The following is a 14,306-nucleotide window of genomic DNA, read 5'->3' as shown; positions in this document are numbered from 1 at the left end:
ATCATGCAAACCCAGACTGTGCAGAACTCACCCCTTCTCTCCGGCAATACGGCTTCCGGCCGTCCATCCAATGCCGCCCAGGAAGACCAGCAGTTCGCCCAGGCCTTGAACCGCCAGATCGAACGCCAAGCCCTGCCGCCGGCGCTGACGCCGCAGGCCAACGCCGCGCCGCGCCGCGCCGAGGGCCCGAAACCGGTGGCGCAGCAACCCCAGACTGCCGCCGCCCAGCAGGCAAAGCCGGCCGCGGGCAACGTCCCGGCGCCCGCCAGCAAGCCCGCCCAACAGGCCCAGGCTGCCGCCAAGCCCCAGCAAAGCAACCAGGCCAATCCCGCCGCGCCATCCAGTAACGGGCAGGCTGCGCCCGCCGACAGCGGAAAGGCATCTGCTTCTGCGGACACTGCCGAGGGTCCGGCGGAAACAGATCAAGCAGGGGAACAGCCAGCCAGCAGCGATGCCGTGGCCGATATGCTGGCCATGCTCCAGGGCCTGGCCCAGCCCAACGCCACCGATGCCGCAGCGGCGGCAGCGGCGGCCGCCGCTGCTGTCCAAGAAAGCCGGGCCGCCAGCGCTGCGGCGCCGGCCAGCGACGCCGTATTGGAAGGCAACACCAGCCAGGCCGCCAGCGCCGCGCGCCTGCCTGAAGATGGCATGGCTATCGATCAGGCAACATTGCTCGCCGCCAAAGCGACAGCCGACGGCGCCGCCAACAGTCAGGCCGTGGCAAACGATGCCGACCCGAGCTTGGCCGATGCCCTGGCCCAGCAGGCCGTCGGCAGCAACGCCAGCGGCAAGGCCGCCCTGCCCGACGCTGCGGCGCCGCGCGCCGATTTCCAGGCCACCCTGCAACAGGCCAGGGCCGACGCCAGCAAGGCCGCCGATGCCGCCGCCCGCGATACCAAACAACTGATCCAGCCGCAGGCCAGCGCCCTGCAGGCGACTGCCACCGCCCTGGCCCCGGCCGGCGCGGCAAATGCGCAAGCCGCCCAGGCCCTGGCCAGCAACCAGCTGCACGCCCGCGTTGGCAGCCAGGGATGGGACCATCAACTGGGCCAGAAAGTGGTCTGGATGGTCAATGGCGGCGAGCAGAGCGCCACCCTGACCCTGAACCCGCCCGACCTGGGCCCGCTGCAAGTGGTGCTGAGCGTTTCCAACGACCAGGCCAGCGTGGCCTTCACGGCGGCCCAGCCGGAAGTGCGCCAGGCGCTCGAGCAAGCCCTGCCCAAGCTGCGCGAAACCATGGGCGAAGCCGGCATCATGCTGGGCGACGCCAGCGTTTCCTCGGGCAGCCAGGATCAGCAGCAAGCCTTCGCCGGGATGGCGGGCGGCGGCCGTGGCCGCGGCGTCGCCACTGGCCAGCATGGCAACGCCACGGACGGCGACAGCGCGGCCCAGCCCGCCCCGACCATCCGGCGCGGCGTGCTGAGCGCCGTCGATACTTTCGCCTAAGAGGCTGTTTCAAAATGGGCGTGGCTAGGCGCAGCGACGAAGGCAGTGCGCCTGCACGGCAAGGAGCTGCAACAACGCCATGGCCATTTTGAAACGGCCTCTAAGGCAGAGATAGCCCTGCTTCCTGCCTCTTTTCGGCGCATGGCTTCCCGAAAGAATTCGCGATAATGACATAATGGCGTCATGATCCAACTCTTGCATCCAGGGCAGCAGAATTGAAAGCGAATCCAAAAATGAAGGCTGATGCCAAGGCAGAAGCAGCACCACCGGCAGGCGGTGGCTCCAAGAAGAAGCTGATCATTATCCTGGCCGCTGTGCTGGTGCTCGTGCTGGGCGGCGGCGCCGGTGCCTACTTCATGCTCAAGGGCGATAGCAGCGAAGAGCATGCGGAAGAAAAGGCGCCGAAGAAATCCAAGAAACCGGCCAAGAAAGCCGGACCGCCGGTGTATGTCCCGGTCGACCAGTTCGTCGTCAACCTGCAGCCGGAGAACGGCGAACAGTACCTGCAGCTGGCCATCACGCTGCAAGCCGGTAGCCTGGAAGAGTCGGAAGTGATCAAGACCAATATGCCCAAGCTGCGCAGCCGCATTCTGTTGCTGCTGTCGAGCAAGCACGCCTCCGAGATCAATACCCCGGAAGGCAAGGAGCAGCTCAGCAAGGACATCATGGAAGCGGTCAACCAGCCTTTCGAAAAAGGCGGCGAGCCCCAGGAAGTATCGGAAGTGCTGTTTACGGCGTTTATCATCCAGTAAGGTCGGTGTGAAGCATGGCTGATAATTTTCTCTCCCAGGAAGAAGTCGATGCCCTCCTGAAGGGCGTCAACGGCGACCAGGACGACGTCGCAGCGCCAGAGGAGTCCACCGGTGTCCGGACCTATAATCTGGCAACGCAGGAGCGCATCGTCCGGGGCCGGATGCCGACCCTGGAAATTATCAACGAGCGTTTCGCGCGCCTGCTGCGCGTGGGCCTGTTCAACTTCCTGCGCCGCAGCGCGGAAGTGTCGGTGGGCTCGGTGCGCGTCTCGAAGTATTCCGAATTCATCCGCAACCTGGTGGTGCCGACCAACCTCAACCTGGTGCACATGAAGCCGCTGCGCGGCACCGCCTTGATGGTGTTCGATCCGGGCCTGGTGTTCCTGCTGGTCGACAACCTGTTCGGCGGCGACGGCCGTTTCCATACCCGGGTCGAGGGGCGCGACTTCACCCAGACCGAGCAGCGCATCATCCTGCGCATCCTCGATATCGTGTTCGAGGCTTATACCAAATCGTGGGAACCGGTGTACCCGGTGGAGTTCGAGTACATCCGTTCCGAAATGAATACGCAGTTCGCCAACATCGCCACGCCGAACGAGGTGGTGGTGGCGTCCACCTTCACCATCGAACTCGGCTCGGTGTCGGGCCAGATCCACTTCTGCATGCCGTACTCGATGATCGAGCCGATCCGCGATGCGCTGACCTCCTCGCTGCAGGGCGAGGCGCTGGAAGTGGACAAGCGCTGGATCCGCCTGATGACCCAGCAGATCCAGATCGCCGAGGTGGAACTGATCGCCAAGCTCGGCACGGCCAAGGTCAGCTTCGATGAGATCCTGAACATGAAGGTGGGCGATGTGATCCCGCTCTCGATTCCGGAAACCATCGAAGCCACGGTTGATGGCGTGCCTGTGCTCGACTGCACCTACGGGGTGCTGAACGGGCAATACGCCTTGAAGGTGGAGAAACTGCTGGCAAACACCGATAATATGAAATAAGGCAGCATTTAGGAGAAAGACATGTCGGACAATCAAGACGACGATACAGGCAGCATGGATGACGATTGGGGCGCCGCGATTGCCGAACAGGCCGCCGCCGAAGCCGCCGCGATGCAGAACCAGGCTGCCACGGCGGCCGTGTTCAAGGACTTCTCCAAGCAGCCCAACAAGACGGAAACCCATAACGATATCGACTTCATCCTCGATATTCCGGTCCAGCTGACGGTGGAACTGGGGCGTACCAAGATCGCCATCAAGAATCTGCTGCAATTGGCGCAGGGCTCCGTGGTTGAACTGGACGGCTTGGCGGGCGAACCGATGGACGTGCTGGTCAACGGCTGCCTGATCGCCCAGGGCGAGGTGGTGGTGGTGAACGACAAATTCGGTATCCGCCTGACGGATATCATCACGCCTTCCGAACGCATCCGAAAACTGAATAAATGACGCCAAACCACGCCGCAAGGTCCGTCCTGGCCGCCTGCGCGGCCGCCTTCTGTCTTGTCGGCGCGCCCGCGCTGGCGCAACAGGCCCCCGCTCCCGATACGATTTCCACCAGCACGCCAGCAGCGCCGGCGCCCACGGCCGACGCCGCGCCTGCAACGCCGGCCACGGCCGCGACGCCCGAGCAGCAGGCCGCCCTGGCCGGCGCCCGCGCCGCCAATGCCCCCGCGCCGAACCATGCGCTGGCGGCGCAGGCGCCCTCGGCTGCCGGCTCCCTGCTGCAGACCATCCTCTCACTGGGCTTCGTCATCGCCCTGCTGGTCGGCCTGGCCTGGCTGCTCAAGCGCTTCGGCCCGAAACATATCACGGGCGGTTCGCGCATCAAGCTGGTCGGCGCCCTTAGCGTCGGCGCGCGCGAGCGCATCCTGGTGGTGGAGGTGGGCGAGCAATGGATCGTGGTCGGTGCCTCGCCCGGCCGCATGAACGCCCTGGCCACCATGCCGCGCCAGGCAGTGGACGAGGGCGAGGCGGCCGGCGCGCCGGCGCTGCCCGCCAATTTCGCCGACTGGTTCAAACAGACCGTCGAAAAGCGCAATGGCAAATAAACGCGCCTGGGGCCTGACCACCGGCGCCGCCCTGCTACTGCTGCCGTTGATCGCGGCGGCCGAGCCGACCATTCCAGCCTTCACCAGCACACCGGCCGCAGGCGGCGGCACCAATTACGGCCTGACGCTGCAAACGCTGATCCTGATGACGGCGCTGACCTTCATCCCGGCGGCGCTGCTGATGATGACCGGCTTCACCCGCATCGTGATCGTGCTGTCCCTGCTGCGCCAGGCGCTCGGCACCCAATCGGCGCCCCCCAACCAGGTCATCATCGGCCTGTCCATGTTCCTCACCTTCTTCGTCATGAGCCCGGTGTTCGACAAGATCTACAGCGACGCCTGGGTGCCGCTGCAGGACAGCAAGATCACCATGCAGCAGGCGATGGACCGCGCCGCCGTGCCGCTGAAGACCTTCATGCTGAAGCAGACGCGCCAGTCCGACCTGGCCCTGTTCGTCAAGATTTCGCGCAGCCAGGCGCTACAGGGGCCGGAAGACGTGCCGCTGAAGATCCTGGTGCCGGCCTTCATCACCTCCGAACTGAAGACCGCCTTCCAGATCGGCTTCGCCATTTTCATCCCCTTCCTCATCATCGACATGGTGGTGGCGTCGGTGTTGATGTCGATGGGTATGATGATGATGTCGCCCGCCGTGATTTCGCTGCCGTTCAAGCTGATGCTGTTCGTGCTGGTGGATGGCTGGCAACTACTGCTGGGCTCCTTGTCCCAGAGCTTCTACTAGGGAGGGCCGCCATGAATCCGGAAACCGTCATGAGCATGGGCCGCCAGGCCATGGAAGTCACGCTGATGGTGGCCGCCCCGCTGCTGCTGGTGGCGCTGGTGATCGGCCTGGTGGTCTCGATCTTCCAGGCCGCCACCCAGATCAATGAATCGACCCTGTCCTTCATCCCCAAGCTGATCGGCGTGTTTGTCGCCATGGTGGTGGCCGGCCCGTGGATGCTGTCGGTCATGCTCGACTATATGCGCCAGGTGCTGACCAATATCCCGCAACTGGTCTCGTGAGCGATGCTGGTCGTCACTGCCGCCGAGCTGAATACCTGGATCGCCGCCCTGCTGTGGCCGGCAGCCCGCATCCTGGCGCTGATCGCCGCCGCCCCCATCTTCGGCAACGCCCGCATCCCGGAAACCGTCAAGCTCGCGCTGGGCCTGATGATCGCCCTGGTGGTGGCGCCTGGCGTACCGGCCATGCCCGCCCTCGATCCAGCGGGCTGGGCCGGGCTGTCGGTGCTGGCGCGGGAAATCGTGATCGGCGCTGGCATGGGCTTCGCGATGCGCCTGGTGTTCGGCGCGGTGGAAATGGCGGGCGAGATATCCAGCCTGACCATGGGCCTGGGTTTCGCCAGCTTCTTCGACCCGATGTCGCAGGGCCGCTCGTCGGCGGTGTCGCAATTCATGGTGTGGATCGTGACGCTGGCGGTGCTGGCGGTGAATGGCCACCTGGTGCTGCTGGAAGCGCTGGCCGAAAGCTTCTTCACGCTGCCGGTGGCGGCGATTTCCTTCAACAACGACGGCTTCTGGGACCTGGCGCTGTGGGGTTCCAGGATCTTCTCGGCCGGCCTGCAGCTGTCCCTGCCCGTGGTCGCCGCGCTGCTGGTCACCAACGTCGCGCTGGGCATCCTGACGCGCGCGGCGCCGCAGTTGAACCTGTTCGGCATCGGCTTCCCGATCACCTTGGGCGTGGGTTTCCTGACGCTGGCCATGACCCTGCCCTACCTGAACATGCCGATCCAGAGGCTGGTCAACGAAGGCATAGAAAAAGCGCGGCAATTGCCGCGCGAGTGGGATAGCAGGAAGGAAGCCGGGGTCAGGTCTGGCAATCGGACACGGCCCCGACTTTCAAATCAGATTGAACAGCGATAGCCCGGTCAGCGCCTTGTAGGACTTCTGCGCCGCTTCCAGCGTGGTTTGCTGCTGGGTGAAGCGCGAGATCGCTTCCACCGGGTCGAGGTCGACCAGGTCGGACAGCTGGCTCGAATATTGCAGGTTCAAGTCGTCGCCGGCGCTGTCCAGGTGGTCCAGCTCGCTCAGCCGGGCGCCGACCGAGGCGCGCACCGACAGCGTGTTGTCCAGCGCATTGGTGATGTTCTGGTTGGCCAGGTTCAGCGCATTGGTCAGCCCGGCGCCCGCCTGCGGCGAGCCGGCCGGGCCGCGCAGGGCGGCGATCAGGGTGGTCATGGTCTCGAACACCGACTGGTTCTTGCTCGGATCGACATTGAACACGTCGCCATTGGCCGGCACGCCGCTGACGTCCATCTGGATGCCGTCGAAGGCGATCGGCTGGCCCGCCACGTAGGGCACGCCCGTCGCCACGGCGGTGCCGCTGGTGACGTCGTTGACGGTATAGGTGGTCGCGGCCGGCACACCAGGCGCGGCGGGCACCACGGTGAAGTTGAGCGTGTAGTTATGCCCGGTCACCGCAGCGGGATTCTTCACCACGCCCGGCGAAATGATGCCGGTGCCGCCGCGCGTGTAGTTGTTCGGGTCGACACTGGTCTGGAAGGTGCCGTTGCCCGTGATATTGCTTTCAAAGATGGTCGAGCCGGTTTCGCTGATGGCCAGCTTGCGCGAGGATGCCACTTGCAGGTCGCGCTGGCCCTGGTCGCCGTTGTAGGTGGCGCCGGTGGCGCTGCGCGTGAACGGCTGGATATCGCTCTTGTAGCCGGAGAACAGGTAGGCGCCGCTGCCGTCGGTGGCGTTGGCTTGGCCCAGCAGGTCTTCCAGCCGTCCATCGAGCTCCTTGGCCAGCGCTTCGCGGTCGGCCATCGTGAAGGCCGGATTGCCGGCGGCGACGATTTTGCTCTTCACTTCCTGCAGCAAGTCGTCGGTGCTGGCCAGCGTATTGTCGACCAGGGACAGCGAAGCCTTGGCGTTCGAGCGGTTGGTGACGTACTGGGTGTTCATTTCCTTCGACTGCGACACTTCCAGTGCGCGTGCCGAAGCAACCGGGTCGTCCGATGGCGTGACCACGCGGCGCCCGGTCGACAGCTGCATCTGCGTCCGCTGCAATTGGCCCTGCAGGGTATTCAGCTGGCTGACGCCGTTGTCGTACAAAGTCTTGGTGGCAATACGCATGACCATGGTGCTCTTCCTTCAAAAATCTTATTGGTTCAGCGACAGCAGTGTGTCAAACAAGGTGTTTGCCACCTGGATCACTTTACCGGAGGCCTGGTAAGCCTGCTGGTAGCGCAGCAGGTTGGCCGCTTCCTCGTCCAGGTTGACGCCCGAGACCGAGTCGCGCGCAGCCTGGGCCTGGACCACCGCGGTATCGGCCGCCGAGCTGGCGATCTGCACTTCGCGCGTCTTATTGCCAACGAAGTTGACCATTTGCGCATACGAGCCCTGGAACGTCGCGTGGCCGCCATCCAGAATGTTTTTGGACTGCAGGCCCGCCAGCAGCACGCCGTTGCGCGCATCGCCGACCCCGCTGCCGGGCGCGATGGTGAACTTGTCGTTGTTGGCTGGCGTGCCAGAGAGACTCACTTCAATGCCCTGGAAGGCGATCTGGGCGCCCGCCGTGTACGGCACCGGGGTGCCGGCCGGATAAGTGGTGGTGGTGCCGTTGACCGTCACGTCCACCGGGCTGCCGGCGGGGAAACCGCTGAGCTGGTTGGTCCCGCTGTTATAGGTCAGGGTCACGGGCGCCGCCAGCTGGTTGCCGGGCAACAGGTAATTGGCATTGACCGCGCCGGGGCTGATCTTGCCATTGCCGGTATTGGTGGTCGGTACCGAGGTGCTGATCGGCGCCGCCAACGCGATCTTGTTGGGATCCTTCAGCGCCACGCTGATGTCCTGGGCGGCGTTATACGTCGGGCGCACCAGGAAATGGTCGGGGCCGCCAGCCGCGCCGGTGATGGAAAAGGCGACGCCATCGATCACCTGCGGCTGGGCCTGCGGATACGGCGCGATAGTGGTGGTGGCGCCGTCGCTGGCGCGCGTCACGATGAAGTCGGTGCCGTTGTAGTTGATGTCGTAGTCCGAGGTGGTCAGCGCGGCGGCGTCGACGATGGTGGCGTCGACCTTGACCGTGCTGGTGGGCGCATTGCGGTTGTCATAGCCGACATAGGCATGGATATCGTTGAAGAAGTTGCCGCCGAACTGGCTGTTCAGGTCGAGCCCCAGCTTATGCTGGTCGTTGAAGGCGTCCGCCAGGCCGGCGGCCACTTTGCCGAGGCTGGCATTGGCCACGTCCAGGCCGCTATTGCGAAAGTCGATCAGGCCGCCGAGCTGGCCACCGATCAGTACGCTGTCCGGCAGCTGGGAGAAATTGCCGTTGGTCTGGTAGCCGACCACGATACGCTCCGGGTCGGACGGCGAATTGGCCGTCGCCAGCACCTGGCTACGGTTGCCCACCACCAGCGGCTGGCCCGTGCCGAACGAGACATTCAGCATATTGTTTTCGGCCGGCATGACGGTGACCTTGACCTGCTTGTTCATCTCGGCGATCAGGGCGTCGCGCTGGTCCATCAGGTCGCTCGGCAGGGCCGACGGGTCGACCGACAGGCCGGCAATCGTATTGTTCAGGTCGGCAATCCGGCGGGCGAAGGAATTGATTTCATTGACGCTGGCGGCGACGCCCGTGTTGACGCCCTGCTGCAATTCCTTCATGCGCGCGGAGATGCCATTGAAGCGCGAGGCCAGCGATTGGGCCGACGAGAGCAAGGCCTGGCGGGCCGCCGGCGACTGCGGGCTGGAGTTGGCGTTCTGCACGCCCTTGAAAAAGTCCTGCAGGGCCGGCGACAGGCCGACCGTGGTATCGGCCAGCAGGTTGTCGATCTGGCTGACCTGGTTGAAATAGGTGTCCAGCTGGGACTGGTTGGTCTGCGCGCCCAGCAGCTGGCGGTTCAGGAAGTCGTCGTAGACGCGCTTGATCTGCGCCACCTCGGTACCGGTGCCGACAAAGCCGTCGCCGGTCTGCAGCGGCGGCGTAGTGCCCTGCACCACCACCTGGCGGTTGTAACCGGTCACATTCGAATTGGTAATATTGTGCCCAGTGGTGGCCAGGCCCGTCTGGGCGGCCAACAGACCACTTTTACCGATGCTGAGAAGACTGGACATTGTGATAAGTACCTTCGCTTGTTAGGTCAGTTTACGGCAGATTCCGACAAAACTTGATGTCCGTCAGGCAAGAGTGCGCTGGATAATCCCCGCCAGCTTGCTGGCGTAGTTGGGATCGGTGGCGTAACCGGCCCGCTGCAGGCCCTTGGCAAAGCCGGCGGCATCGCGGCCGTTGGCGGCGGCCAGCGCCTTCTCGTAGCGGGCATTGCTGGTCAGCATGCGCGCGTAATCCTTAAAGCTGTCGGCATAGCTGTCATAGGCCCGGAATTTGTCCACCCGCGTCTGCGGCTGGCCATGCACGTACTCTGTCGTGGCCGTTTCGACAACACGGCCTTTCCAGTCCGGGCCGGCCTTGATGCCGAACAGGTTGTGGCTGCTGGTCCCGTCGCGGCCCTTGATTTCGCGCCGGCCCCAGCCCGTCTCCAGCGCCGCCTGGCCCAGCATGAACTTGGCCGGGATGCCGGAGGCGCGGCTGGCTTCTTCCGCGTGGCTGCCGAGCTTGTCCTGGAAGGCGCGCACATGGGCGGGCTTGTCCGTGGCCGGGGCGGCATTGGCGATGGCCGCGGCGCCGCCGCTGGCTTCGATCGAACGCTGCAGCTTGGCCTGCTCCAGCAAGGCGCGCGCCATGGCCGGGTCGGCGCCCACGGTCTCCTGCGCCGGCAAGGTCTTCGACAGCTGGCGCACCAGCATATCGGCCAGACCCAGGCCCTTCTTGGCGATATTCTGGCTGGTCTGCTGATCGAGCATGGTCGTGAACATCCGGGTTTGCTGGCTGTCCGTCAGACCATCCTGCGGCGTGGCCTCGCGCATGCTCTTCATCATCATGTTGACGAACATGGCTTCAAATTGCGTGGACGCCGCCTTCAACGCTTCCGGCGATCCGGCGCGCGCCGACTGGCGCAGCTCGGACATGCCCTTATTGTCGATGGCAAGGTTGGCGCTCAGGTCGGTGGAGCCGGGACGCGGGATCATGGCGGCATCCTCAAATGATTTCCAGTTCGGCGCGCAGCGCGCCGGCCGCTTTCATGGCCTGCAGGATCGCCAGCAAATCCTGCGGCGAAGCGCCAATGGCGTTGAGGGCCTTGACCACTTCGGCCAACGACGCGCCGCTCTTCAGCATGATGACCTTGCCGGAGTCCTTCTTGATGTCGACGCTGCCCTGCTGGGCGACCACGGTCTGGCCGCCGCTGAGCGCATTGGGCTGGCTGACCTGGGTGTCGGCGCTGACCGATACGGACAGGTTGCCGTGCGAAATGGCGCACGTCTCCAGCGTCACTTCCTGGTTCATGACCACCGAGCCGGTACGGGCGTTCATGATGACCTTGGCGGCCTGGCGCGCCGGGCGCACATCCATGCTCTCCAGCTCGCCGATGAAGGCCACGCGCGCATCGCTCGACGAGGGAGCGGTGACGCGGATGGTGCGGCCGTCCTGGGCGTACGCGACGCCGGCGCCGTATTTGTCGTTGATAGCGTTGACCACGCGGCTGGCGGTGGCAAAGTCGGTATTGTTCAGTTCGAGGCGGATCTGACTGCCCTCCCCCAGCGTGGTCGGCACGGCGCGTTCCACCGTGGCGCCGCCGGAAATGCGGCCAACCGACAGGTGGTTGACCACCACGGCGGCGCCGCCGCCCGGCGCTTGCGCCCCGACACCGCCCACCAGCACATTCCCTTGCGCCATGCCGTACACCTGGCCGTCCGCGCCTTTCAACGGCGTCATCAGCAGCGTGCCGCCGCGCAGCGACTTGGCATTGCCCATGGATGACACGGTGACGTCGATCTGCTGGCCGGGCTGGGCAAAGGCTGGCAGGTTGGTGGTGACCATCACGGCGGCCACATTCTTCAGCTGCAGCGTGGTACCGGGCGGCAGCGCCACGCCCATCTGCTGCAGCATGGAGGCCACCGATTGCACCGTGAACGGGGTTTGCGTGGTCTGGTCGCCCGAACCATCGAGGCCGACCACCAGGCCGTAGCCCATCAATTGATTCTGGCGCACGCCGGCCACGCTGGCCAGGTCCTTCAGGCGCTCGGCCTGCACGGCTGGGGCCAATACCAGGGCGGCGCACAAGGCCAGGAGCTTGAAAGTCTTCATGATCAGAATGGCAGCAGGCTGAGGAAGAAACGCGACAGCATCGATTGCACTTCGGCGCCGTCGATATTGCTCTTGGTGCGGTATTCGACGCGGGCGTCGGCGATGGCGGTCGACGCCACCGAATTGCCGTTGATCGAATCCGGGTTCACCATGCCGGAAATGCGGATGTACTCGGTGGCCTTGTTCATGCCGACCTGCTTTTCGCCGGCGATGATCAGGTTACCGTTCGACAGCACTTCCACCACGGTGGCGCCGATCGTCCCGCGGAAGCTGTTGCTGAGCGACTGGCTGTCGGCATCGGCGAACTTGTTGTCGGCGCTGGTGGCCACGTTGGCACCCAGCCTGTTCTGCAACAGGCCCGGTACGCCGAAGTTGACGCTGCCCGACTTGTTGCCGGCGCTGGCGCCGTTCTTGACGGCCGAGGTGCTTTCCGTGATGACGACATTGATCACATCGCCTACATGGCGCGCGCGGCGGTCCTCGAAGGCCGGGCGGTAGCTGCTGGCCTGGTAGATCGCGCCATTGTTCTGCACTGCCGGCGGGTAAGGCGGCGGCAGCGGACGGGCGCTGGTGGGACCGTTGACGATCGTCGTCGGTGCGCCGACGCAGGCTGACAGCAGCAGGGCGGCGGCGATGGAGGCAAAAGCGGTACGCATGGCGGGCTCGCTCGATTACAGCTGCGTCAGCCGCTGCAGCATCTGGTCGGAGGTGGTGATCGCCTTCGAATTGATTTCGTAGGCGCGCTGGGTCTGGATCATGTTCACCATTTCCTCGACCACGTTGACGTTCGAGGTTTCCACATACCCCTGCATGATCACGCCGGTGCCGTTGGTGCCTGGCTGGTTCTGGGTCGCCGCGCCGGACGCGCCGGTTTCCACGTATAGGTTCTCGCCCTTGGACTCCAGGCCGGTCGGGTTGATAAAAGTGGCCAGCTGGATGGCGCCGATCTGCTGCGCGGCGGCTTGGCCCGGCAGCGTGACCGACACGATGCCGTCGCGACCGACGGTAATGCTGGTGGCGTTGATCGGGATGGTGATGGCCGGCTGCAGCACGAAGCCGCTGGAAGTGACCATCTGGCCATTGTTATCGCGCTGGAAGGAGCCGTCGCGGGTGTAGGCCGTGGTGCCGTCCGGCAGCAGCACCGGGAAGAAACCGTTGCCGTTGACCATCAAATCCTTGTCGTTGCCGGTCGCCTGCGGGTTGCCCTGGGTATGGATGCGCTCGATGGCCACCGGGCGCACGCCGGTACCGAGCTGCATGCCCGATGGCAGCTGGGTCTGCTGCGAGGAGGCAGCGCCCGGCTGGCGGATGTTCTGATACAGCAGATCCTCGAAGACGGCGCGCGACTTCTTGAAGCCGTTGGTGCTGACGTTCGCCAGGTTATTGGACACCACGTCCATCTGGGTCTGCTGCGCTTCCATGCCAGTCTTGGCAATCCACAGTGATCGAATCATTTCCTGCCCCTTAACAATAAACCTACGGCGTATTTCTATGCAGGCATTATCCCGTGGCAAAGGTCAAGTTAAAGCGTCGATCTGGCTGGTTTTCCCCGGTCTATTCAACCGTGTGGCGGGAATACTTCAGGTCTGCTATTGTTTCCAATTTTATAATTATTGCCAAGCAGACAGATTATGAGGACTGAACTCCTGTCCCAGGTATATGCCGCCCTTGCCCAGTTCACCAGCGCTAGCCGCTTGTATGAACTGCGGCTCCCGAAAACCGAGGAGATCGCCGGCGGCGGCCTCCTGGTCGAAGCCTTCCTGGCCGACGACGGCCTGCAGGAGCTGGCCAGGCGCGAAGTGATCGCGCTCTCGACCAGCGCCGCCATCGATCTGCGCTCCCTGCTCGGCCAGCCTGCGACCTTCCTCGCCAGCCTGGCCGACGGCGGCCGCAGCGCGTTTCACGGCTACGTGAGCCAGGCCGGCCTGCTGGGCAGCGAGGGCGGCTTCGCCCGCTACCGCCTGCGCATCTCGTCCTGGCTGTGGCTGCTGACCCAGGTGCGCAACAGCCGCGTATGGCAGGACAAATCGGTGGCGGAAATTGTCGACGAAGTGTTCGAAGCGCACGCCCCCTACGCCAACTGGCAATGGAGCGAAGACGCGCGCGCCTGCCTGGCCGATATCCCACCGCGCAGCTACTGCTGCCAGTACCGCGAATCGGACTACGACTTCGTGCGCCGGCTGCTGTCGGAGGAAGGCATCGCCTGGCGCCTGCAGGACGGCGAAGAAGTGCAAACCCTGATGCTGTTCGCGGACAGCCGCGAAATCACCGCCACGCCCGAAGACGCCAGCAGCAAGAGCGGTTTCGGCCTGCGCTACCACTCGGCGCGCGCCCTGGAAAAGGCCGACGCGATCCAGTCCCTGCGCCGCCAGCGCAGCCTGCTGGCAGGCAGCGTATCGATCTACAGCTACGACTACAAGGCCAAAAGCCTGATCGGCACCACCGTGCCTACCTGCATCAGCGACTTCGGCAAACATGCCCAACTGCCGGAGAGTTTCGACTACCCGGGCCAATACGCCTTCACCGACGGCGACGACGCCCAGCGCTACGCCCTCCTGCAAATGCAGGCCCGCGAAGCGCGCAGCCAGCCATGGGAAGTGCGCAGCACCGTGCGCACCCTGCGCGCCGGTACCCGCTTCAAGCTGGTCAACGGCCCGCTGGACCTGGGCGAGCATGAAAACGAATACGTGATCACGCGCGTCGCCAGCGTCGGCATCAACAACCTGCCGGTGGCCGCCCGGAATGGCCTGGCCGAACTGTTCGGCCCCATCCCGGAACTGCTGGAGCAACTGGCCGCGCCGTTCACCGGCATCGTGTCCGACCTGCCGGCCCTGCTCACGCAGGCCAACAGCACCGGCTACGCCAACTGCAGCCAGGCGCTGCCCGCCACCGTCCCGTGGCGCCC

The 14,306-nt window shown here is 64.7% G+C and carries 15 protein-coding genes; 9 read left to right on the top strand and 6 right to left on the bottom strand.

The genetic code is table 11. The features are described from left to right. Positions 1–3: 3 nt before the first annotated feature. From H597_RS33595 to fliR, 8 genes are all read left to right on the top strand, one after another. The gene (locus H597_RS33595; protein ID WP_028104776.1) at positions 4–1,446 is read left to right on the top strand and encodes a flagellar hook-length control protein FliK; all 1,443 of its coding nucleotides are present in this window, start codon (positions 4–6) and stop codon (positions 1,444–1,446) included. 233 nt (positions 1,447–1,679) lie between these two features. After that, on the top strand, positions 1,680–2,198 hold the full coding sequence (gene fliL, locus H597_RS0126535) for a flagellar basal body-associated protein FliL (protein ID WP_028104775.1): 519 nt from the start codon (positions 1,680–1,682) through the stop codon (positions 2,196–2,198). Positions 2,199–2,212: 14 nt separating this feature from the next. Continuing rightward, positions 2,213–3,193, top strand: a complete 981-nt coding sequence (gene fliM, locus H597_RS0126530; protein WP_028104774.1) for a flagellar motor switch protein FliM — start codon at positions 2,213–2,215, stop codon at positions 3,191–3,193. 21 nt (positions 3,194–3,214) lie between these two features. After that, positions 3,215–3,637 (top strand): flagellar motor switch protein FliN, encoded by a 423-nt coding sequence (fliN, locus tag H597_RS0126525; protein WP_028104773.1) that lies wholly within the window; start codon positions 3,215–3,217, stop codon positions 3,635–3,637. Continuing rightward, positions 3,634–4,239, top strand: a complete 606-nt coding sequence (fliO, locus tag H597_RS0126520; RefSeq protein WP_028104772.1) for a flagellar biosynthetic protein FliO — start codon at positions 3,634–3,636, stop codon at positions 4,237–4,239. The genes fliN and fliO overlap by 4 nt, the downstream gene beginning before the upstream one ends. Continuing rightward, entirely contained in the window at positions 4,229–4,978 is a 750-nt protein-coding gene (gene fliP / locus H597_RS0126515; RefSeq protein ID WP_028104771.1) for a flagellar type III secretion system pore protein FliP, read from the top strand. The genes fliO and fliP overlap by 11 nt, the downstream gene beginning before the upstream one ends. A gap of 11 nt (positions 4,979–4,989) precedes the next feature. Further along, the gene (gene fliQ / locus H597_RS0126510) at positions 4,990–5,259 is read left to right on the top strand and encodes a flagellar biosynthesis protein FliQ (protein ID WP_028104770.1); all 270 of its coding nucleotides are present in this window, start codon (positions 4,990–4,992) and stop codon (positions 5,257–5,259) included. A gap of 3 nt (positions 5,260–5,262) precedes the next feature. Next, the gene (gene fliR, locus H597_RS32620) at positions 5,263–6,117 is read left to right on the top strand and encodes a flagellar biosynthetic protein FliR (RefSeq protein ID WP_051294138.1); all 855 of its coding nucleotides are present in this window, start codon (positions 5,263–5,265) and stop codon (positions 6,115–6,117) included. Here the strand turns inward: fliR and flgL are convergent. From flgL to flgG, 6 genes are all read right to left on the bottom strand, one after another. Then, positions 6,094–7,335, bottom strand: coding sequence for a flagellar hook-associated protein FlgL (gene flgL, locus H597_RS0126500; protein WP_307581156.1), 1,242 nt, complete (start codon positions 7,333–7,335; stop codon positions 6,094–6,096). The genes fliR and flgL overlap by 24 nt on opposite strands. Before the next feature lie 21 nt (positions 7,336–7,356). Then, a complete protein-coding gene (gene flgK, locus H597_RS0126495; protein ID WP_028104768.1) occupies positions 7,357–9,312 on the bottom strand; it encodes a flagellar hook-associated protein FlgK in 1,956 nt (651 codons plus the stop codon). Positions 9,313–9,375: 63 nt separating this feature from the next. Further along, complete coding sequence (flgJ, locus tag H597_RS0126490) at positions 9,376–10,284, bottom strand: flagellar assembly peptidoglycan hydrolase FlgJ (RefSeq protein ID WP_028104767.1); 909 nt, start codon at positions 10,282–10,284, stop codon at positions 9,376–9,378. 10 nt (positions 10,285–10,294) lie between these two features. Beyond that, positions 10,295–11,401, bottom strand: coding sequence for a flagellar basal body P-ring protein FlgI (locus H597_RS0126485; protein ID WP_028104766.1), 1,107 nt, complete (start codon positions 11,399–11,401; stop codon positions 10,295–10,297). A gap of 2 nt (positions 11,402–11,403) precedes the next feature. After that, complete coding sequence (locus H597_RS0126480) at positions 11,404–12,057, bottom strand: flagellar basal body L-ring protein FlgH (RefSeq protein WP_028104765.1); 654 nt, start codon at positions 12,055–12,057, stop codon at positions 11,404–11,406. Between the two features lie 15 nt (positions 12,058–12,072). Next, a complete protein-coding gene (gene flgG, locus H597_RS0126475; protein ID WP_028104764.1) occupies positions 12,073–12,855 on the bottom strand; it encodes a flagellar basal-body rod protein FlgG in 783 nt (260 codons plus the stop codon). Between the two features lie 177 nt (positions 12,856–13,032). On the opposite strand from flgG, the gene H597_RS0126470 reads away from it, so the two are divergent. Beyond that, the coding region (locus H597_RS0126470; RefSeq protein ID WP_028104763.1) for a type VI secretion system Vgr family protein at positions 13,033–14,306 on the top strand (1,274 nt) is incomplete at its 3' end.

The sequence above is a fragment of the Pseudoduganella violaceinigra DSM 15887 genome (genome assembly GCF_000425385.1).
GTDB lineage: Bacteria > Pseudomonadota > Gammaproteobacteria > Burkholderiales > Burkholderiaceae_D > Rugamonas > Rugamonas violaceinigra.
The sequence above is the reverse complement of the archived record's forward strand: the minus strand, read 5'-3'. Positions and strand labels throughout refer to the sequence as shown.

Bases quoted from the DNA above. Each gene is read 5' to 3' on its own strand.
- H597_RS33595 (WP_028104776.1), top strand. From the start codon at position 4: ATGCAAACCCAGACTGTGCAGAACTCACCCCTTCTCTCCGGCAATACG.
- fliL (WP_028104775.1), top strand. From the start codon at position 1,680: ATGAAGGCTGATGCCAAGGCAGAAGCAGCACCACCGGCAGGCGGTGGC.
- fliM (WP_028104774.1), top strand. From the start codon at position 2,213: ATGGCTGATAATTTTCTCTCCCAGGAAGAAGTCGATGCCCTCCTGAAG.
- fliN (WP_028104773.1), top strand. From the start codon at position 3,215: ATGTCGGACAATCAAGACGACGATACAGGCAGCATGGATGACGATTGG.
- fliO (WP_028104772.1), top strand. From the start codon at position 3,634: ATGACGCCAAACCACGCCGCAAGGTCCGTCCTGGCCGCCTGCGCGGCC.
- fliP (WP_028104771.1), top strand. From the start codon at position 4,229: ATGGCAAATAAACGCGCCTGGGGCCTGACCACCGGCGCCGCCCTGCTA.
- fliQ (WP_028104770.1), top strand. From the start codon at position 4,990: ATGAATCCGGAAACCGTCATGAGCATGGGCCGCCAGGCCATGGAAGTC.
- fliR (WP_051294138.1), top strand. From the start codon at position 5,263: ATGCTGGTCGTCACTGCCGCCGAGCTGAATACCTGGATCGCCGCCCTG.
- flgL (WP_307581156.1), bottom strand. From the start codon at position 7,335: ATGGTCATGCGTATTGCCACCAAGACTTTGTACGACAACGGCGTCAGC.
- flgK (WP_028104768.1), bottom strand. From the start codon at position 9,312: ATGTCCAGTCTTCTCAGCATCGGTAAAAGTGGTCTGTTGGCCGCCCAG.
- flgJ (WP_028104767.1), bottom strand. From the start codon at position 10,284: ATGATCCCGCGTCCCGGCTCCACCGACCTGAGCGCCAACCTTGCCATC.
- H597_RS0126485 (WP_028104766.1), bottom strand. From the start codon at position 11,401: ATGAAGACTTTCAAGCTCCTGGCCTTGTGCGCCGCCCTGGTATTGGCC.
- H597_RS0126480 (WP_028104765.1), bottom strand. From the start codon at position 12,057: ATGCGTACCGCTTTTGCCTCCATCGCCGCCGCCCTGCTGCTGTCAGCC.
- flgG (WP_028104764.1), bottom strand. From the start codon at position 12,855: ATGATTCGATCACTGTGGATTGCCAAGACTGGCATGGAAGCGCAGCAG.